Annotated in this window: 19 protein-coding genes, 1 pseudogene and 1 riboswitch; of the genes and pseudogenes, 19 read left to right on the plus strand and 1 reads right to left on the minus strand. The window is 70.0% G+C overall.

Annotation, left to right across the window (positions count from 1 at the left end):
- Positions 1 to 97: 97 nt before the first annotated feature.
- From rplS to OG462_RS30990, 12 genes and pseudogenes are all read left to right on the plus strand, one after another.
- Complete coding sequence (gene rplS / locus OG462_RS30935; RefSeq protein WP_406062604.1) at positions 98 to 448, plus strand: 50S ribosomal protein L19; 351 nt, start codon at positions 98 to 100, stop codon at positions 446 to 448.
- A 69-nt stretch (positions 449 to 517) separates the two neighbouring features.
- Positions 518 to 1,285 (plus strand): signal peptidase I, encoded by a 768-nt coding sequence (gene lepB / locus OG462_RS30940; protein ID WP_406062606.1) that lies wholly within the window; start codon positions 518 to 520, stop codon positions 1,283 to 1,285.
- The gene (gene lepB / locus OG462_RS30945) at positions 1,278 to 2,273 is read left to right on the plus strand and encodes a signal peptidase I (protein ID WP_406062608.1); all 996 of its coding nucleotides are present in this window, start codon (positions 1,278 to 1,280) and stop codon (positions 2,271 to 2,273) included. Before lepB (OG462_RS30940) ends, lepB (OG462_RS30945) begins: the two co-directional genes overlap by 8 nt.
- On the plus strand, positions 2,242 to 3,174 hold the full coding sequence (lepB, locus tag OG462_RS30950; protein WP_406066797.1) for a signal peptidase I: 933 nt from the start codon (positions 2,242 to 2,244) through the stop codon (positions 3,172 to 3,174). The genes lepB (OG462_RS30945) and lepB (OG462_RS30950) overlap by 32 nt, the downstream gene beginning before the upstream one ends.
- A gap of 74 nt (positions 3,175 to 3,248) precedes the next feature.
- Entirely contained in the window at positions 3,249 to 4,016 is a 768-nt protein-coding gene (gene lepB / locus OG462_RS30955; RefSeq protein ID WP_406062610.1) for a signal peptidase I, read from the plus strand.
- Between the two features lie 215 nt (positions 4,017 to 4,231).
- Positions 4,232 to 4,711: pseudogene (locus OG462_RS30960) on the plus strand (NUDIX hydrolase); the annotation flags it as partial.
- A gap of 55 nt (positions 4,712 to 4,766) precedes the next feature.
- Entirely contained in the window at positions 4,767 to 5,075 is a 309-nt protein-coding gene (locus OG462_RS30965; RefSeq protein WP_005311352.1) for a DUF2469 domain-containing protein, read from the plus strand.
- A 120-nt stretch (positions 5,076 to 5,195) separates the two neighbouring features.
- Positions 5,196 to 5,561, plus strand: coding sequence for a YraN family protein (locus OG462_RS30970; protein WP_406062612.1), 366 nt, complete (start codon positions 5,196 to 5,198; stop codon positions 5,559 to 5,561).
- 1 nt (position 5,562) lies between these two features.
- Positions 5,563 to 7,185: a YifB family Mg chelatase-like AAA ATPase gene (locus OG462_RS30975; RefSeq protein WP_406062614.1), complete on the plus strand. Its 1,623-nt coding sequence runs from the start codon at positions 5,563 to 5,565 to the stop codon at positions 7,183 to 7,185.
- On the plus strand, positions 7,182 to 8,378 hold the full coding sequence (gene dprA, locus OG462_RS30980) for a DNA-processing protein DprA (RefSeq protein WP_406062616.1): 1,197 nt from the start codon (positions 7,182 to 7,184) through the stop codon (positions 8,376 to 8,378). The genes OG462_RS30975 and dprA overlap by 4 nt, the downstream gene beginning before the upstream one ends.
- Positions 8,379 to 8,617: 239 nt before the next feature.
- A complete protein-coding gene (whiG, locus tag OG462_RS30985) occupies positions 8,618 to 9,454 on the plus strand; it encodes an RNA polymerase sigma factor WhiG (RefSeq protein ID WP_406062618.1) in 837 nt (278 codons plus the stop codon).
- A gap of 72 nt (positions 9,455 to 9,526) precedes the next feature.
- Positions 9,527 to 10,075 carry a TetR/AcrR family transcriptional regulator gene (locus OG462_RS30990; RefSeq protein WP_406066798.1) on the plus strand — a complete coding sequence of 183 codons (549 nt, stop codon included), beginning with the start codon at positions 9,527 to 9,529 and terminating at the stop codon, positions 10,073 to 10,075.
- Positions 10,076 to 10,240: 165 nt separating this feature from the next.
- Here the strand turns inward: OG462_RS30990 and OG462_RS30995 are convergent, their stop codons facing one another.
- Positions 10,241 to 10,690 carry a murein hydrolase activator EnvC family protein gene (locus tag OG462_RS30995; protein WP_406062620.1) on the minus strand — a complete coding sequence of 150 codons (450 nt, stop codon included), beginning with the start codon at positions 10,688 to 10,690 and terminating at the stop codon, positions 10,241 to 10,243.
- Between the two features lie 255 nt (positions 10,691 to 10,945).
- Here OG462_RS30995 and rpsB point away from each other — a divergent pair, with 255 nt between their 5' ends.
- The 7 genes from rpsB to OG462_RS31030 all read left to right on the plus strand — a co-directional run bounded on the left by rpsB (position 10,946) and on the right by OG462_RS31030 (position 18,001).
- Complete coding sequence (gene rpsB, locus OG462_RS31000; RefSeq protein WP_406062621.1) at positions 10,946 to 11,863, plus strand: 30S ribosomal protein S2; 918 nt, start codon at positions 10,946 to 10,948, stop codon at positions 11,861 to 11,863.
- Between the two features lie 102 nt (positions 11,864 to 11,965).
- Positions 11,966 to 12,802 carry a translation elongation factor Ts gene (gene tsf / locus OG462_RS31005; protein WP_398002481.1) on the plus strand — a complete coding sequence of 279 codons (837 nt, stop codon included), beginning with the start codon at positions 11,966 to 11,968 and terminating at the stop codon, positions 12,800 to 12,802.
- A 163-nt stretch (positions 12,803 to 12,965) separates the two neighbouring features.
- Complete coding sequence (pyrH, locus tag OG462_RS31010; protein WP_406062623.1) at positions 12,966 to 13,730, plus strand: UMP kinase; 765 nt, start codon at positions 12,966 to 12,968, stop codon at positions 13,728 to 13,730.
- 94 nt (positions 13,731 to 13,824) lie between these two features.
- The gene (gene frr, locus OG462_RS31015) at positions 13,825 to 14,382 is read left to right on the plus strand and encodes a ribosome recycling factor (protein WP_055598433.1); all 558 of its coding nucleotides are present in this window, start codon (positions 13,825 to 13,827) and stop codon (positions 14,380 to 14,382) included.
- Positions 14,382 to 15,485 carry a phosphatidate cytidylyltransferase gene (locus OG462_RS31020; protein WP_406062625.1) on the plus strand — a complete coding sequence of 368 codons (1,104 nt, stop codon included), beginning with the start codon at positions 14,382 to 14,384 and terminating at the stop codon, positions 15,483 to 15,485. Before frr ends, OG462_RS31020 begins: the two co-directional genes overlap by 1 nt.
- A gap of 92 nt (positions 15,486 to 15,577) precedes the next feature.
- Positions 15,578 to 16,684 (plus strand): 23S rRNA (adenine(2503)-C(2))-methyltransferase RlmN, encoded by a 1,107-nt coding sequence (rlmN, locus tag OG462_RS31025; RefSeq protein WP_030322331.1) that lies wholly within the window; start codon positions 15,578 to 15,580, stop codon positions 16,682 to 16,684.
- 29 nt (positions 16,685 to 16,713) lie between these two features.
- Positions 16,714 to 16,824, plus strand: a riboswitch (TPP riboswitch).
- Between the two features lie 82 nt (positions 16,825 to 16,906).
- Positions 16,907 to 18,001: a thiamine ABC transporter substrate binding subunit gene (locus tag OG462_RS31030; protein WP_406062627.1), complete on the plus strand. Its 1,095-nt coding sequence runs from the start codon at positions 16,907 to 16,909 to the stop codon at positions 17,999 to 18,001.
- The last annotated feature ends 22 nt before the right edge of the window (positions 18,002 to 18,023 follow it).

An 18,023-nucleotide genomic window follows, 5' to 3' on the forward strand; every position in this document is an offset into this window, starting at 1 on the left:
CCACAGGGGGAACGACGCCGCCAGGAACGGACGATCTTCCGAATCACTTCGAACGTACCGCTGATGACCTGTGGCATCAGCGAGGAAAGAGACCTCCATGGCCTCCCTGCTCGACCAGGTCAACGCGGGTTCGATCCGCTCGGACCTCCCCGCCTTCCGCCCCGGCGACACCGTGAACGTCCACGTGCGCGTCATCGAAGGCAGCCGCTCGCGTATCCAGCAGTTCAAGGGCGTCGTCATCCGTCGCCAGGGTTCGGGCGTCAGCGAGACCTTCACGGTCCGCAAGGTCTCGTTCTCCGTCGGCGTCGAGCGCACCTTCCCGGTGAACAGCCCGATCTTCGAGAAGATCGAGCTCGTCACCCGCGGTGACGTCCGTCGCGCCAAGCTCTACTACCTGCGCGAGCTGCGCGGCAAGGCTGCCAAGATCAAGGAGAAGCGCGACCGCTGAGCTTCGGCTCCCGGCACGCTCGACGCTTCCGAGCCCTCGCACAGGCAGGCCGGATAGGCTCTGCCACCGATGGACACCGAAGCACAGCACACGGAGCGCGACCCCTCTTCCGACACGGAGGACGGGTCGCGCTCCGCGCGCGTTTCCGAGGACTCCGCGGCCACTCCCGGCCGGCGGCGCACGGCCCTCGTGGCCGGTGCCTGCGTGGCGTTCCTGCTGCTCCTGAGTCACTTCGTGATGCAGCCCTTCCTGATCCCCAGCCGCTCCATGGAACCGACCCTCCAGGTCGGTGACCGGATCCTGGTCAACAAGCTGGCGTACCGTTTCGGCAGCGAGCCGGACCGGGGCGACGTCGTCGTCTTCGACGGCACCGGATCGTTCGTACGGGAACAGCCCCGGGACAACCCCGTCACCGGGCTCCTGCACGACGGCGCGGCCGCCCTCGGGCTCGCCGAACCCGACGAGACCGACTTCGTGAAGCGGGTCGTCGGCATCGGCGGCGACCGGGTGGTCTGCTGCGACGAGGACGGCCGGCTCACCGTCAACGGCGTCTCCGTCGAGGAGTGGTACCTGATGCCCGGCGACCAGCCGTCCAGCGTGCCCTTCGACATCGTCGTCCCGCAGGACAAGCTCTGGGTCATGGGCGACCACCGCAGCCAGTCCAGCGACTCCCGCGACCACCTCGGCAGCCCCGGCGGCGGCATGGTCCCCGTCGACAAGGTCGTCGGACGCGCCGACTGGATCGCCTGGCCCTTCGGCCGCTGGTCCACCGTGCGGGAGACCCCCGCCTTCGACGCCGTACCGGCCGCCGGACACGGGGCGGGACCCCATGGGTAGCCGCGGACGACCGCCGGGCGGAACCGGGCGCGCTTCCGATCACGGACCCGAACAGGCCGCGCCCCTGCCGGGCCGGGCCGAGCGGCGCAGACTCGCCCGCAAGGTCAAACGGCGCCGACAGCGCTCAGCGATCCGCGAGATCCCCATCCTCGTCACGGTCGCCGTCCTCATCGCGCTCGTACTGAAGACCTTCCTGGTCCAGGCGTTCGTCATCCCGTCCGGCTCCATGGAACAGACGATCCGCATCTCCGACCGGGTCCTCGTCGACAAACTCACCCCCTGGTTCGGCTCCCGCCCGCAGCGCGGCGACGTCGTCGTCTTCAAGGACCCCGGCAACTGGCTCCAGCAGGACGCCACGCCGCCCGCCGACGACCCCGTCGGCATCAAGCAGGCCAAGCAGGCCCTCACCTTCATCGGACTGCTGCCCTCCGCCGACGACCGGGACCTCATCAAACGGGTCGTCGCCGTCGGGGGCGACACCGTCCGCTGCTGCGGCCAGGACGGGCGGATCACCGTCAACGGCGTACCCCTGAACGAGCCGTACCTGCACCCGGGCAACGAGCCGTCCACCATCCCCTTCGAGGTGAAGGTCCCACAGGGCCGGATCTTCGTCCTCGGCGACCACCGCTCCGACTCGGCCGACTCCCGCTACCACCTCGACGAGAAGGACCACGGCACCGTCTCCGAGGAGCAGATCGTGGGCCGTGCCGTGGTGATCGCCTGGCCCATCGGACACTGGCGGGGCCTGGAGGAACGGGACACCTTCGCCGCCGTACCGGACACCAGTACGGGTTCCGAGTCCGCGCTCGGTCTGTCGCATAGTGTGTCCCAGCGGAATCTGAACGGATTCCCCGGGCTCCCGACCCCTGCGGAACTTCTGCTCGTTATGGGAGTGGTGGGCCTGTCCCTGTTCCGGGGCAGGCGATCGCACGGACTGAGGAGTGGATGTGGGGGATTTGGCCGTCGGCGCACGATCCGGACACGATGAGCCCGACAAGAGGGCCGACGGGGCCTTCGGCGATGACACGACGGGTGACGACGTGACGGGTGACGGGCAGGCGCAGCCGCCGGGCGGCGGGACGCCGGACGGTGACGACGACGCGGCGGGCAGCTCCGGCAGGAGCCCCAAGAAGCAGCGTTCCTTCTGGAAGGAACTGCCCCTCCTCGTCGGCATCGCGCTGGTGCTCGCACTGCTGATCAAGACCTTCCTGGTGCAGGCGTTCTCGATCCCCTCGGAATCGATGATGAACACCCTCCAGAAGGGCGACCGGGTCCTCGTCGACAAACTGACCCCCTGGTTCGGCTCCGAGCCCGAGCGCGGCGAAGTCGTCGTCTTCCACGACCCGGGCGGCTGGCTCGAAGGCCAGACCACGCCCAAGCCGAACGTCGTGCAGAAGTTCCTCAGCTTCATCGGCCTCATGCCGTCCGCCGAGGAGAAGGACCTCATCAAGCGCGTCATCGCCGTCGGCGGCGACACCGTGTCCTGCAAGGAGGGCGGCAAGGTCGTCCTCAACGGCGTCCCGCTGGACGAGACCTCGTACCTCTACCCCGGCTCCGTCCCCTGCCAGGACTCCTTCGGTCCGATCAAGGTCCCCGAGAACCGCATCTGGGTCATGGGCGACAACCGTCAGAACTCCCTCGACTCCCGCTTCCACCAGCAGCTCCCCGGTGGCGGCACCGTCTCCAATGACGAGGTCGTGGGCCGCGCCGTCGTGATCGCCTGGCCCGTCACCCGCTGGGCCACCCTCCCCGTGCCCGACATCTTCGACCAGCCGGCCCTCAACCAGGCCATGGCCGCCGCCCCCCTCGGCGCGGCCGGTCTCGCCGGAGCGCTCCCGCTGGTCCTCTGGCGTCGGAAGAAGGTCGCCGCACGGCATACCGCCGAGTAGTGACCCGCGGGTAGGGTGCCGTCCCGGACCGTCGACAGACCAACGGTCCGCCGACAGACCTACGGGGTGCGCACATGAGCGGAAACATACGGACCAAGGGCGGCCACGGCCGCCTCGGCAGCGCGCTGTCGGGGCTGGCCGTGGCCGTCGGCTGTGTGCTCTTCCTCGGCGGCTTCGTCTGGGGAGCCCTGCTCTACCAGCCGTACTCCGTCCCCACCGACTCCATGACCCCCACCATCGACGTCGGATCCAAGATCCTCGCCCAGCGCGTCGACGGTGACGAGGTGCGGCGCGGAGACGTCGTCGTCTTCACCGACCCGCTCTGGGGCGACTCACCGATGGTCAAGCGGGTCGCCGCCGTCGGCGGCGACACCGTCGCCTGCTGCGACCGGGACGGCCGCCTCACCGTCAACGGCACACCCGTCGAAGAGCCCTACCTGCGGCCCGGACCCGACGGCCGGACCACCGCATCCGGCACCGAGTTCTCCGTCCCCGTCCCCGCCGGCAACCTCTTCCTCCTCGGCGACGACCGGCACACCTCGCTCGACTCCCGTACGCACATGGAAGAGGCCGGACAGGGCTCCGTGCCCCGCTCCACCGTCGTCGGCAGGGTCGACGCCGTCGTCTGGCCCGCCAAGGGCCTCCTGGACCGCCCCACGGGCTTCGCCGGCCTTCCCGGCGGGATCTCGGAGCCCGGGCCCGTACGACCCCTCCTCACCGCGATAGCGGCCGGAGCCGCACTCGTCCTGGCCGGGGGCGCGTACGGGCCCGTGGCGAGCCGGCTCACGAAGCGCCGAACGGCGGGCACGACCCCCGGGGCCCGCGAGAAGGTGGGTACATGACGGACTCCGACCGGCAGACGCCGCCCGGCACCGCATCCGGCGCCGCCCCGCGGACGCCTCCCGGCACGGCATCGGGCGCCGCCCCGCAGACACCCGAGCCCGGCACCGCATCGGGCGCAGCCCCACAGACACCCGGGCCCGGCACCGCATCGGGCGCAGCCCCGCGGACACCCGGGCCCGGCACCGCATCGGGCGCAGCCCCGCAGGCCGAGGTCCGGCGGGTCGCGCGGGTCGTCCTGCTCGACCCCGACGACCGCATCCTCCTCCTGCACGGATACGAGCCCGACGACCCCGACCAGACCTGGTGGTTCACGCCCGGCGGCGGCCTGGAGGGCGACGAGACCCGGCAGGAGGCGGCACTGCGCGAGCTCGCCGAGGAGACCGGCATCACCGACATCGACCTCGGACCCGTGCTCTGGACGCGGCACTGCTCCTTCCCCTTCGACGGACGCCGCTGGGACCAGGACGAGTGGTACTACCTCGCCCGCACCCGCAAGACCGAGGCCGCACCGCGGCCGCAGGCCCTCACCGAGCTGGAGAACCGCAGTCTCGCGGGCCTGAGATGGTGGACCTCCGCCGAACTGTCGGCGGCCCGTGAGACGGTGTACCCGACCAGACTCGCCGAGCTGCTGCACACACTGCTCGACGAGGGACCTCCGAGTGCACCAGTGGCTCTCGCCCCGGAAATCGTTTAGGGGCGCGTCCGCCTGGCGCACAATAGGGGGACGCACGGCTGAAGGGGAACATGCCATGAGCGCCGAGGACCTCGAGAAGTACGAGACCGAGATGGAGCTGAAGCTCTACCGGGAGTACCGCGATGTCGTCGGGCTGTTCAAATACGTGATCGAGACCGAGCGGCGCTTCTACCTCACCAACGACTACGAGATGCAGGTGCACTCGGTCCAGGGCGAGGTCTTCTTCGAGGTCAGCATGGCCGACGCCTGGGTCTGGGACATGTACAGACCGGCCAGGTTCGTCAAGCAGGTCCGCGTCCTCACCTTCAAGGACGTGAACATCGAGGAGCTCAACAAGAGCGACCTCGAACTCCCCGGCAGCTGAGAGCCCCGCACTCGACCTCACCCCCAGGAGTGAGGCAGTTCTCCACAGCCCCCCGGCCGTCCACAGCACCGCACGCGGACCACCCCACTCCGTCACAGTCAGTGACGGAGGTGGTACCGCATGAACAGGACCCAAGCACTCGGACGGTACGGAGAAGAGCTCGCCACCCGCCTGCTCACCGCGACCGGCATGCACATCCTCGCCCGCAACTGGCGCTGCGGCCGGACCGGCGAGATCGACATCGTCGCCCGCCACGGCGACACCCTCGTCATCTGCGAGGTCAAAACCCGACGCCTCGGCTCGTACGAACACCCGATGGCCGCCGTCACACCCCGCAAGGCCGACCGGCTCCGACGCCTCGCCGCCTGCTGGCTCGACCGCAACGGCACCCCCGCCCCCGTCGGCGGCGTCCGCATCGACCTCGTCGGCATCGTCCTGCCCCGCCGCGGCGCCCCCGTCCTCACCCACGCCCAGGGGGTGGCCTGAGATGGGATTCGCCCGCACCTGCTCCGTCGCCCTGGTCGGCGTCGAAGGAGTCGTCGTCGAGGTCCAGGCCGACCTCGAACCCGGCGTCGCCGCCTTCACCCTCGTCGGTCTCCCCGACAAAAGCCTCACCGAGAGCCGCGACCGGGTCCGCGCCGCCGTCGTCAACTCCGGCGCCGAATGGCCCCAGAAGAAACTCACCGTCGGACTCAGCCCCGCATCCGTCCCGAAGAGCGGCTCCGGATTCGATCTCGCCGTAGCGGCGGCGGTCCTCGGCGCCGCCGAACGCATCGACCCCCGCGCCATCGCCGACCTCGTCCTCATCGGCGAACTCGGCCTCGACGGACGCGTCCGCCCCGTCCGAGGCATCCTCCCCGCCGTCCTCGCCGCCGCCGACGCCGGATACCGCCAGGTCGTCGTCCCCGAACAGACCGCCGGCGAAGCCGCCCTCGTCCCCGGAGTCTCCGTCCTCGGCGTCCGCAGCCTCCGCCAACTCATCGCCGTCCTCACCGACGAACCCGTCCCCGAAGAAGAACCCACCGAAGCCGGCCGACCCGACGCCATACTCGCCGGACTCCTCGTCCCCGGCGCCGGCCTCGGCACCGGACTCACCCCCGACCCCACCGGCACCGACGAAGGCCCCGACCTCGCCGACGTCGCCGGCCAACACCGTGCCCGCCGCGCCCTCGAAGTCGCCGCCGCAGGCAGCCACCACATCCTGCTCTCCGGCCCACCCGGCGCCGGAAAAACCATGCTGGCCGAACGCCTCCCCGGCATCCTCCCGCCCCTCACCCGACAGGAATCCCTCGAAGTCACCGCCGTCCACTCCGTCGCCGGCATCCTCCCGCCCGGCGAACCCCTCGTCCGCCGCGCCCCCTACTGCGCACCGCACCACTCCGCCACCATGCAATCCCTCGTCGGCGGCGGAAACGGACTCCCCAGGCCCGGCGCCGTCTCCCTCGCCCACCGAGGCATCCTCTTCCTCGACGAAGCCCCCGAATTCTCCGGAAAAGCCCTCGACGCCCTCCGCCAACCCCTCGAATCCGGACACGTCGTCATCGCCCGCGCCGCCGGAGTCGTACGCCTCCCCGCCCGCTTCCTCCTCGCCCTCGCCGCCAACCCCTGCCCCTGCGGACGCCACACCCTCCACGGCGCCGGCTGCGAATGCCCCGCCGCACTCGTCCGCCGCTACCAGGCACGCCTCTCCGGACCCCTCCTCGACCGCGTCGACCTCCGCGTCGAAGCCGAACCCGTCACCCGCGCCGACCTCCTCGGCCAAGGAGGCCGCGGCGAAACCACCGCAGCCGTCGCCGAACGCGTCCGCGAAGCCCGAGCCCGCGCCGCCGTACGCCTCGCCGACACCCCCTGGAACGTCAACAGCGACATCCCCGGCCACGAACTCCGCACCCGCTACCTCGCCGTCCCCGGAGCCCTCGCCGCCGCCGAACGCGACATCGAACGCGGACACCTCACCGCCCGCGGCCTCGACCGCGTACTCCGCGTCGCCTGGACCGTCGCCGACCTCGCCGGACACGACCGCCCCGACAGCGAGGACATCGCCCTCGCCCTCGAACTGCGCACCGGCATCGCCCGCGGCGTCCCGGTCGGAGCGGGAGGCCGCACATGACCACCCCCACCCCCACCCCCACCGACGAGCGCCTCGTACGCGCCACACTCAGCCGAGCCGTCGAACCCGGCGACGAACACGCCGGCCGCTGGCTCCACCGCTACGGAGCCACCGGCTTCCTCGACCGACTGCTCGACACCACACCCGACGGTGAAGCCCGGGGCGCGGCCGGCGACGACCCCTTCCCCGGCACCGGACAGAAACGCGTCGCCTCCTGGCGCCGCCGCGCCACCGCCGCCGACCCCACCCGCGACCTCGCCACCATCCACGACCTCGGCGGACGCTTCCTCATCCCCGGCGACACCGAATGGCCCCGCCAACTCGACGACCTCGGGGACACCCGCCCCCTCGGCCTATGGGTCCGAGGCCCCGCCGACCTGCGCACCTGGGCCCTCCGCTCCGTCGCCCTCGTCGGCGCCCGCGCCTGCACCCCGTACGGCGCCCACACCGCCGCCGACCTCGCCACCGGCCTCGCCCGCCAAGGCTGGGTCGTCGTCTCCGGAGCCGCCTACGGCATCGACGGAGCCGCCCACCGCGGCGCACTCGCCGCAGCCGGCGCCACCGTCGCGGTCCTCGCCTGCGGAGTCGACACCCCGTACCCCCGCGGCCACGACCAACTCATCCGACGCGTCGCCGAACAAGGCCTCGTCGTAGGGGAGTTGCCGCCCGACAGTCATCCCACCCCCAGCCGCTTCATCCTCCGCAACCGCGTCATCGCCGCCCTCACCCGAGGCACCGTCGTCATCGAGGCCCAACACCGCAGCGGCTCCCTCGTCACCGCCCGCGCCGCCACCCGCCTCGGCCGCCACACCATGGGCGTCCCCGGCCCCGTCACCAGCGCACTCTCCGCAGGCGTCCACGAACTCCTCCGGGGCGACGCCACCCTCGTCACCGACGCCGACGAGATCATCGAACTCATCGGCGACATGGGTCAGCTCGCCCCGACGCGCCGAGGCCCCGTTCTCCCGCGCGACCTCCTCGCCCCCGCGACCGCCCACATCCTCGAAGCGATCCCCGCCCGCGGCCCCACCCCCACCACCGTCATCGCCGGCCGCGCAGGAACCACCCCCGACGACACCCTCGCCAAGCTGTACGAACTCCACTCCCTCGGCTTCGTCGAACGACACGGAGAAGGCTGGCAGTTGACGAACAGGACAACACCCGCATCGAACGCGCGGCGAGGCGGTACTTGACCTGGAGCATTCGGGTGAAAGGGTGAAGGCGATGAACAATCGAGTTCTCTCGGCCGCACCCGAGGGGCCGACACGCGTCACGGCCCGGGTTCGAAGATGTGGCCGACGGTGTCCACCCGGAGCGGCGCGATCCCCCGATGTTCGCGCACCGCGACCGCGCACTCACGCTACGCTCACCAGGATTCCGTCCAGGACACCCACACCGCCACACCCGACAGCAGAACGGCTCAAGGCAACGCATGCCCCAGCACACCTCCGGGTCTGACCGCGCTGCGGTGCCCCCAGCAGCCCGGGGCACCGTGCGACCACCCGCACCGACCTCCCTCGACGAACTGTGGCGGTCGTACAAGGACACGGGCGACGAGCGGCTGCGGGAACAGCTGATCCTGCACTACTCGCCACTCGTCAAATACGTCGCGGGACGAGTCAGCGTCGGGCTGCCGTCCAACGTGGAACAGGCCGACTTCGTCTCCTCAGGCGTCTTCGGCCTCATCGACGCCATCGAGAAGTTCGACGTCGAGCGCGCGATCAAGTTCGAGACGTACGCCATCACCCGCATCCGCGGCGCCATGATCGACGAACTCCGCGCCCTCGACTGGATCCCGCGCTCCGTCCGCCAGAAGGCCCGCAACGTCGAGCGCGCGTACGCCACCCTCGAAGCCCAGCTCAGGCGCACCCCCTCCGAGACCGAGGTCGCCGCGGAGATGGAGGTCACGCTGGAGGAACTGCACGCGGTTTTCAGCCAGTTGTCCCTGGCGAACGTCGTCGCCCTCGAAGAGCTGCTGCACGTCGGCGGCGAGGGCGGCGACCGGCTCTCCCTGATGGACACCCTGGAGGACACGGCCGCCGACAACCCCGTCGAGGTCGCCGAGGACCGCGAGCTGCGCCGGCTGCTCGCCCGCGCCATCAACACACTCCCCGAGCGGGAGAAGACCGTCGTCACGCTCTACTACTACGAGGGCCTCACCCTCGCCGAGATCGGCCACGTCCTCGGCGTCACCGAGAGCCGCGTCAGCCAGATCCACACCAAGTCCGTCCTCCAGCTCCGAGCCAAGCTGGCCGACGTCGGACGCTGACCCGGCGCGAGCCGGTCGTACAGTGGAGCCGTGCCCAGGATTCGAGCGGCCTCGGTGGCCGAGCACCGGACGATGCAGCGCGGCGCCCTCCTGGACGCCGCGCGTTCCCTGCTGTCCGAGGGCGGTACGGAGGCGCTGACCTTCCCCGCCCTCGCCGAGCGCACGGGCCTCGCCCGCTCCTCGGTGTACGAGTACTTCCGATCACGCGCGGCCGTCGTCGAAGAGCTGTGCGCCGTCGACTTCCCCGTCTGGGCCGCCGAGGTCGAGGTGGCCATGGATGGCGCGGACACCCCACAGGGCAAGGTCGAGGCCTACGTCCGCAAGCAGCTGGAGCTCGTCGGCGACCGCCGCCACCGCGCGGTCGTCGCCATCTCGGCCAGCGAGCTCGACGACGGCGCCCGCGAGAAGATCCGCGCGGCCCACGGCGGCCTCGTCGCCATGATCGTCGAAGCCCTCGCCGCCCTGGGCCAGCCCCAGCCGCGCCTGGGCGCCATGCTCCTCCAGGGCGTCGTGGACGCCGCGGTCCGCCGCATCGAACTCGGCGCGGCCGAGAACCCCACGGAAATCGCCGAGGCGGCGGTCACGATGGCCCTCCACGGGGTCAACGGCACCCCGGCCTGACCTTCGCGTGAAGAGGGGGGAGGGGCCCCCCCCCCGCCCCCTCCCCTCCCACCCAACCCCAACCCCGGCCCCGCCCCGCTCATCACTCGTCGGCCCCTCGCTCCCCCTGCCGGCCCCTCGCTCCCTCTTGCTCGGTCGCCCGTGTGTGCCTCCGGTTCGGCCCCCTCAGTTCCCGGTCGGGAGCAGGCGTGAGGGAGCGCGTGGGGTGAGGAGGAGGGGGTTCAGGTACTGGTCGCCTCTGAGGAGGCCCCAGTGGAGGCAGGTCTCCGGGCAATGGGTGCCGGGTGCGACCTCTGCGACGGGCGTGCCGGCCGGGACTGCTGTGCCTGGTTTCACCAGAGGGGTCACCGGGGTGAAGGTGGTGCGTAGCGGGGGAGTGCCCGAGCCCGGGAGGGTGAGGGTGAGGACTCCGTGGCCGCCGACCTGGCCCGCGAAGGTGACCGTTCCCGCGGTGGGGGCCAGGACCGGGGTGCCCGGTGGTGCGGCGAGGTCGATGCCGCGGTGGCCGGCGGCGTAGGGGCCCGGTGGTGGTTGCCAGCCGCGGAGGATCTCGGGGGGCGGTGGGCCCACCGGCCACAGGAGGCCGAGGGTCAGGAGCAGTGTCGTGAAGTGCATGGGAGAAGGCTCCCCGGACAGTCCGGTTCAGGGCGGTCGGGGACGGTTTCTGTGGACTACTCGCGGGTTGTGGACAGCTCCGTCACCCGCTGCTCCCGGGGTCCCGTACACTTCCTATGGCGACCCGGGTCACTGGGTCGACTTCGCACGCCCCGCCACTGCCCTCACCGGTCGTGGCAGCGCCTTTCGGTCCCTCGCGGGCATGGCGCGTCGGGGTGTCAGGAACATAACCGAGAAACCCAAGGAGATACGGCCATGGCCGTCGTCACGATGCGGGAGCTGCTGGAGAGCGGCGTCCACTTCGGTCACCAGACCCGTCGCTGGAACCCGAAGATGAAGCGCTTCATCTTCACCGAGCGCAACGGCATCTACATCATCGACCTGCTCCAGTCGCTGTCGTACATCGACCGCGCCTACGAGTTCGTCAAGGAGACCGTCGCGCACGGCGGCTCCATCATGTTCGTCGGTACGAAGAAGCAGGCCCAGGAGGCCATCGCCGAGCAGGCGACGCGTGTCGGCATGCCGTACGTCAACCAGCGTTGGCTCGGTGGCATGCTCACCAACTTCTCCACCGTCTACAAGCGTCTGCAGCGCCTCAAGGAGCTCGAGCAGATCGACTTCGAGGACGTCGCCGCTTCCGGTCTCACCAAGAAGGAGCTTCTCGTGCTCTCGCGCGAGAAGGCCAAGCTGGAGAAGACCCTCGGTGGTATCCGCGAGATGTCCAAGGTTCCCAGCGCCGTCTGGATCGTGGACACCAAGAAGGAGCACATCGCCGTCGGCGAGGCGCGCAAGCTGAAGATCCCGGTCGTCGCGATCCTCGACACCAACTGTGACCCCGACGAGGTCGACTACAAGATCCCGGGCAACGACGACGCGATCCGCTCCGTCACCCTGCTCACCCGCGTGATCGCCGACGCCGTCGCCGAGGGCCTCATCGCCCGCTCCGGCGCCGCGACCGGCGACTCGAAGCCGGGCGAGAAGGCCGCCGGCGAGCCGCTCGCCGAGTGGGAGCGCGACCTGCTCGAGGGTGAGAAGAAGGCTGACGACGCCGAGGTCCAGACCTCTGCCGAGACCGCCAAGGTCGCCGACGCCGAGACCACCGAGGTCGCCGAGGCCGTCGAGACCGTCGAGCCGGTCACCGAGGCTCCGGCCGCGGACGCCGAGCAGGCCTGACCCTTCAGGACCTTCGGGTGACGACGGCGGGGGCCCACGAAGCCCCCGCCGTCCACCCGTGGACCCGCCCGATCTTTCAGACTTCGAGAGAGAAACAGACTCATGGCGAACTACACCGCCGCTGACGTCAAGAAGCTCCGCGAGCTCACCGGCGCCGGCATGATGGACTGCAAGAAGGCCCTGGACGAGGCCGACGGCGACGTCGACAAGGCCGTAGAGGCCCTGCGCATCAAGGGCCAGAAGGGTGTCGCCAAGCGTGAGGGCCGCTCCGCCGAGAACGGCGCCGTGGTCTCCCTCATCGCGGACGACAACACCTCCGGCGTCCTCGTCGAGCTGAAGTGCGAGACGGACTTCGTCGCCAAGGGTGAGAAGTTCAGCGCCGTCGCCAACGCCCTCGCCGCGCACGTCGCCGCGACCGCCCCGGCCGACCTCGCCGCGCTGCTCGCCTCCGAGATCGAGGCCGGCAAGACCGTGCAGGCGTACGTCGACGAGGCCAACGCCAACCTCGGCGAGAAGATCGTCCTGGACCGCTTCGCGCAGTACACGGACGGCTTCGTCTACGCGTACATGCACCGCACGATGCCGGACCTCCCGCCGCAGATCGGTGTCCTCGTCGAGTTCGACAAGGCCGACGCCGACGTCGCCAAGGGCATCGCGCAGCACATCGCCGCCTTCGCGCCGAAGTACCTCACCCGTGAGGACGTTCCGGCCGAGGTCGTCGAGACCGAGCGTCGCGTCGCCGAGGAGACCACCCGCGCCGAGGGCAAGCCCGAGGCCGCGCTCCCGAAGATCGTCGAGGGTCGCGTGAACGGCTTCTTCAAGGACGCGACGCTGCTCGGTCAGCCGTACGCCCTTGACAACAAGAAGTCCGTCCAGCAGATCCTGGACGAGGCCGGTGTCACCCTGAAGCGCTTCACCCGCATCAAGGTCGGCATCTGAGTCCGTACGCGAACGCGACGGACACCGGACCCCGATAGGGTCTGAGGCAGTCGTCCGCGCACGCGCAGGACGACCGCAGATCTGACGAGGAGGCCATTGCCATACGGGAAACCGCGAGGACCCAAGGCAATGGCCTCCTTCGTATGTGCACGAGGAGATCTCCATGAACCAGGGCGCCGTACAGGGCGACGACAACAACGGCAACAAGGCCGGCCGCTACATGCTGAAGCTGTCCGGAGAAGCCTTCTCCGGCGGTACCGGCCTGGGCGTCGACCCCAATGTCGTGCACGCCATCGCGCGTGAGATCGCAGCCGTCGTCCGCGACGGCGCGGAGATCGCGGTGGTGATCGGCGGCGGCAACTTCTTCCGTGGCGCCGAGCTCCAGCAGCGCGGCATGGACCGGGCCCGCTCCGACTACATGGGCATGCTCGGCACCGTGATGAACTGCCTCGCCCTCCAGGACTTCCTGGAGAAGGAAGGCATCGACTCCCGCGTCCAGACCGCCATCACCATGGGCCAGGTCGCCGAGCCGTACATTCCGCTGCGCGCCGTGCGCCACCTGGAGAAGGGCCGTGTGGTCATCTTCGGTGCGGGCATGGGCATGCCGTACTTCTCCACGGACACCACCGCCGCCCAGCGTGCCCTGGAGATCGAGGCCGAGGCCCTGCTCATGGGCAAGAACGGCGTGGACGGCGTCTACGACTCCGACCCGAAGGCCAACCCCGACGCGGTCAAGTTCGACGCACTGGAGTACAGCGAGGTGCTCTCGCGTGACCTCAAGGTCGCCGACGCCACCGCCATCACCCTGTGCCGGGACAACAACCTCCCGATCCTCGTCTTCGAACTGCTCACCGAGGGCAATATCGCGCGCGCGGTGAAGGGTGAGAAGATCGGCACGCTCGTGAGCGACCAGGGCACCCGGGCCTGACCCGAACCGGGGAACCGCCCCGCAAGGGGATGGACAGAGCCCTGCCGGTCGTACACCGTGCAGGACACAACGCGACGACACGCAGGAGCATGTGGTGATCGAAGAGACCCTCCTCGAGGCCGAGGAGAAGATGGAGAAGGCCGTCGTGGTCGCCAAGGAGGACTTCGCCGCGATCCGCACCGGCCGTGCGCACCCGGCGATGTTCAACAAGATCGTGGCGGACTACTACGGTGCCATCACCCCCATCAACCAGCTGGCGTCCTTCTCCGTTCCGGAGCCTCGGATGGCCGTGGTGACCCCGTTCGACAAGAGCGCGCTGCGCAACATCGAGCAGGCGATCCGCGACTCGGACCTCGGCGTCAACCCGAGCAACGACGGCAACATCATCCGGGTGGTGTTCCCCGAGCTGACGGAGGAGCGCCGCCGGGAGTACATCAAGGTCGCCAAGAGCAAGGCCGAGGACTCGAAGATCTCGATCCGCTCGGTCCGCCGCAAGGCCAAGGAGACCATCGACAAGCTCGTCAAGGACGGCGAGGTCGGCGAGGACGAGGGTCGCCGCGCCGAGAAGGAGCTCGACGACACCACCGCGAAGTACGTCTCGCAGGTGGACGAGCTGCTCAAGCACAAGGAAGCCGAGCTGCTCGAGGTCTGATGAACGACTCTTCCTGGGGGGCCCCGGCCGGTTCCGGCCGTGGGGGACCCGACCAGGGGCCCGTCCCGGCGGGTCCCGCATACGATCGGCATCAGGCGGCGCAGACTCGGCCCATGCCCATCGTGCCCGACGTTCCCGCCGGCGGATTCCAGGACGGTCACGGCCGGGGGGCCGCTCACCAGAGCGGTCCCCTGTTCCGTGACGAGACGCCGCACGAGCACCCGCAGGAGCCCATGCCCAGCCCCACCCCGCCTCCGCCGCCCGCGCCGACGGCGCCACGGCAGAAGAAGAGCGCGGGGCGTGACCTGGGCGCGGCCATAGGGGTCGGTGTCGGTCTGGGCGCCGTCATCATCGCGTCGCTGTTCATCTGGAAGCCGGCGTTCGTCGGGGTGATCGCGGTCGCCGTGGTGGTCGGTCTCTGGGAGCTGACCTCCCGTCTCCAGGAGCGCAAGGCGATCAAGGCTCCGCTGGTCCCGCTCGCGGTCGGCGGTGCGGCGATGGTCGTCGCCGGATACGTCCGGGGTGCCGAGGGTGCCTGGGTGGCGATGGCGCTCACGGCGCTCGCGGTGCTGGTCTGGCGGATGACGGAGCCTCCCGAGGGCTATCTGAAGGACGTCACGGCGGGCGTGTTCGCCGCGTTCTACGTGCCGTTCCTCGCGACCTTCGTGGCGTTGCTGCTGACCGCCGACGACGGCCCGCAGCGGGTGCTGACCTTCCTGATCCTGACGGTGGTCAGCGACACCGGGGCGTACGCGGTCGGCTGGCGCTTCGGCAAGCACAAGCTGGCCCCGAGGATCAGCCCCGGCAAGACCCGCGAGGGTCTGGTCGGCGCGGTCACGTTCGCGATGGCGGCGGGCGCGCTGTGCATGGAGTTCATGATCGACGAAGGTGCCTGGTGGCAGGGCCTGATCCTCGGTCTGGCGGTGGCGGCGAGCGCGACGCTCGGTGACCTCGGCGAGTCGATGATCAAGCGTGACCTGGGCATCAAGGACATGGGCACGCTGCTGCCGGGCCACGGCGGCATCATGGACCGTCTGGACTCGCTGCTGCCGACGGCGCCGGTGGTGTGGTTGCTGCTCGCGCTGTTCGTCGGTACCACCTGACCTGCGGGTTCGTTGGTCCTTCTGTCGATGAGGGGCTCGTCGCCCAGAGGGCGGCGGGCCCTCCGTCGTATCTCTGCGACACTGGTAGCACCATGCCCAAGCCCGGAGAACTCACTTTCGTCGCCCCCCGCGGAGCCAAGAAGCCGCCGCGGCACCTGGCCGACCTCACGCCCGCCGAGCGGAAGGAGGCCGTCGCCGCGATCGGCGAGAAGCCCTTCCGCGCCAAGCAGCTGTCCACTCACTACTTCGCGCGGTACGCGCACGATCCCGCGGAGTGGACGGACATTCCGGCCGCCTCGCGGGAGAAGCTGGCCGGGGAGCTGCTGCCCGATCTGATGTCCGTGGTGCGGCACATCTCGTGCGACGACGACACCACCCGTAAGACCCTGTGGCGGCTGCACGACGGCACGCTGGTCGAGTCGGTGCTCATGCGTTACCCGGACCGGGTGACGATGTGCATCTCCTCGCAGGCGGGCTGCGGGATGAACTGCCCGTTCTGCGCGACGGGGCAGGCGGGGCTCGACCGGAACCTGTCGACCGCCGAGATCGTGCACCAGATCGTGGACGGCATGCGGTCGCTGCGGGACGGGGAGGTGCCCGGGGGACCGGCGCGGCTCTCCAACATCGTGTTCATGGGCATGGGGGAGCCGCTCGCGAACTACAAGCGGGTCGTCGGCTCGATCCGCCGGCTGACGGACCCCGAGCCGGACGGTCTGGGGCTGTCCCAGCGGGGGATCACCGTCTCCACCGTCGGGCTGGTGCCCGCGATGCTGCGGTTCGCCGACGAGGGCTTCAAGTGCCGGCTCGCGGTCTCGCTGCACGCCCCGGACGACGAGCTGCGGGACACCCTGGTGCCGGTGAACACGCGCTGGAAGGTGCGTGAGGTCCTCGACGCGGCCTGGGAGTACGCGGAGAAGTCCGGGCGCCGGATCTCCATCGAGTACGCGCTGATCCGGGACATCAACGACCAGGCGTGGCGGGGTGACCTGCTCGGCCGGCTGCTCAAGGGGCGCCGGGTGCACGTCAACCTGATCCCGCTGAACCCGACGCCGGGTTCGAAGTGGACGGCGTCGCGCCCCGAGGACGAGAAGGCCTTCGTCGAGGCCATCGCCCGCCACGGTGTGCCGGTGACCGTGCGCGACACCCGGGGTCAGGAGATCGACGGTGCCTGTGGACAGCTGGCCGCCGCCGAACGCTGACCTTGTATCCTGAGCTCGAACACATCTCCATATTCCGACAGGGGAGCGCCACAGCGCTGAGAGTGCGGTCACCGTAGGACCGCAGACCCTCTGAACCTTGCCCAGGTCATTCTGGGTAGGAAGTTCGGTCGTTAACTCAAGCTGTTGCGCCCTGCCCGCGTCCGGTTCGCCGGTCGTGGGCAGGGCCGCGTCTCTTCCTGGTCATGCCCAGGAGGAATCTCAGTGACCATCAAGAAGGCCGCTGCCGCCGCGCTCGTCGCGGCGCTCGGCGTCACCACCCTTGCCGCCTGCGGCACGGAGGACGTCCGGGACGCCGCCGGCAAGTCCGGCGGGCCCGTGCCGAAGACCGTGACCCTCGTGAGTCACGACTCGTTCAACGCCTCCAAGGCGGTGCTGGCCGAGTTCACGAAGCAGACCGGCTTCACCGTCAAGGTGCTGAAGAGCGGGGACGCGGGCGAGGCCGTCAACAAGGAGATCCTGACCAAGGGCTCCCCGCAGGGCGATGTCTTCTTCGGCGTCGACAACACGCTGCTGTCCCGCGCGCTCGACAACGGGATCTTCGTTCCGTACGAGGCGAAGGGCTTGGACCGGGTCCCGGAGGCGTACCGGCTCGACAAGGAGCACAGGGTCACGCCGATCGACTCCGGTGACATCTGCGTCAACTACGACAAGAAGTACTTCGCCGACAAGAAGCTGGCGCCGCCGGTGACCTTCGACGACCTGGCGAAGCCGGCGTACAAGGACCTGCTCGTCGTGGAGAACCCCGAGCGGTCCTCCCCGGGTCTCGGCTTCCTGCTCGGTACGGCTGCGAAGTACGGCGACGACGGCTGGCAGGCGTACTGGTCGAAGCTCAAGGCGAACGGTGTGAAGACCGTCGACAGCTGGGAGCTCGCCTACAACCAGGAGTTCTCCGGCTCGGCCGGCGGCAAGCAGGCCAAGGGCGACCGGCCGCTCGTCGTGTCGTACGCGTCCAGCCCGCCGGTCGAGGTGCTGTACGGCGAGCCGCAGCCGAAGGTGGCGCCCACCGGCGTGTCCACCGGCACCTGCTTCCGGCAGACGGAGTTCGCGGGTCTGCTGAACGGGGCGAAGAACCCCGAGGGCGGCAAGGCGCTGATCGACTTCCTGATCTCGAAGAAGTTCCAGGAGGACATGCCGCTCCAGATGTTCGTCAACCCGGTGGCGAAGGACGCGGCCCTGCCGGAGCTGTTCACGAAGCACGGTGTGGTCGTCGACAAGCCGGAGACCATGGCGCCCGAGAAGATCGCCGAGAAGCGTGACCCGTGGATCCAGCAGTGGTCGTCGCTCGTTCTGAAGTAGTCCCCGACCGCAGGGGAAGCGC

It is taken from the genome of Streptomyces sp. NBC_01077 (assembly GCF_045162855.1).
Classification (GTDB): Bacteria; Actinomycetota; Actinomycetes; order Streptomycetales; family Streptomycetaceae; genus Streptomyces.

Bases quoted from the DNA above. Each gene is read 5' to 3' on its own strand.
- lepB (WP_406062606.1), top strand. From the start codon at position 518: ATGGACACCGAAGCACAGCACACGGAGCGCGACCCCTCTTCCGACACG.
- tsf (WP_398002481.1), top strand. From the start codon at position 11,966: ATGGCGAACTACACCGCCGCTGACGTCAAGAAGCTCCGCGAGCTCACC.
- OG462_RS30970 (WP_406062612.1), top strand. From the start codon at position 5,196: ATGAACAGGACCCAAGCACTCGGACGGTACGGAGAAGAGCTCGCCACC.
- OG462_RS31020 (WP_406062625.1), top strand. From the start codon at position 14,382: ATGAACGACTCTTCCTGGGGGGCCCCGGCCGGTTCCGGCCGTGGGGGA.
- dprA (WP_406062616.1), top strand. From the start codon at position 7,182: ATGACCACCCCCACCCCCACCCCCACCGACGAGCGCCTCGTACGCGCC.
- pyrH (WP_406062623.1), top strand. From the start codon at position 12,966: ATGAACCAGGGCGCCGTACAGGGCGACGACAACAACGGCAACAAGGCC.
- OG462_RS30975 (WP_406062614.1), top strand. From the start codon at position 5,563: ATGGGATTCGCCCGCACCTGCTCCGTCGCCCTGGTCGGCGTCGAAGGA.
- whiG (WP_406062618.1), top strand. From the start codon at position 8,618: ATGCCCCAGCACACCTCCGGGTCTGACCGCGCTGCGGTGCCCCCAGCA.
- rpsB (WP_406062621.1), top strand. From the start codon at position 10,946: ATGGCCGTCGTCACGATGCGGGAGCTGCTGGAGAGCGGCGTCCACTTC.
- rlmN (WP_030322331.1), top strand. From the start codon at position 15,578: ATGCCCAAGCCCGGAGAACTCACTTTCGTCGCCCCCCGCGGAGCCAAG.
- OG462_RS30990 (WP_406066798.1), top strand. From the start codon at position 9,527: ATGCAGCGCGGCGCCCTCCTGGACGCCGCGCGTTCCCTGCTGTCCGAG.
- OG462_RS30965 (WP_005311352.1), top strand. From the start codon at position 4,767: ATGAGCGCCGAGGACCTCGAGAAGTACGAGACCGAGATGGAGCTGAAG.
- lepB (WP_406062610.1), top strand. From the start codon at position 3,249: ATGAGCGGAAACATACGGACCAAGGGCGGCCACGGCCGCCTCGGCAGC.
- lepB (WP_406062608.1), top strand. From the start codon at position 1,278: ATGGGTAGCCGCGGACGACCGCCGGGCGGAACCGGGCGCGCTTCCGAT.
- rplS (WP_406062604.1), top strand. From the start codon at position 98: ATGGCCTCCCTGCTCGACCAGGTCAACGCGGGTTCGATCCGCTCGGAC.
- OG462_RS30995 (WP_406062620.1), bottom strand. From the start codon at position 10,690: ATGCACTTCACGACACTGCTCCTGACCCTCGGCCTCCTGTGGCCGGTG.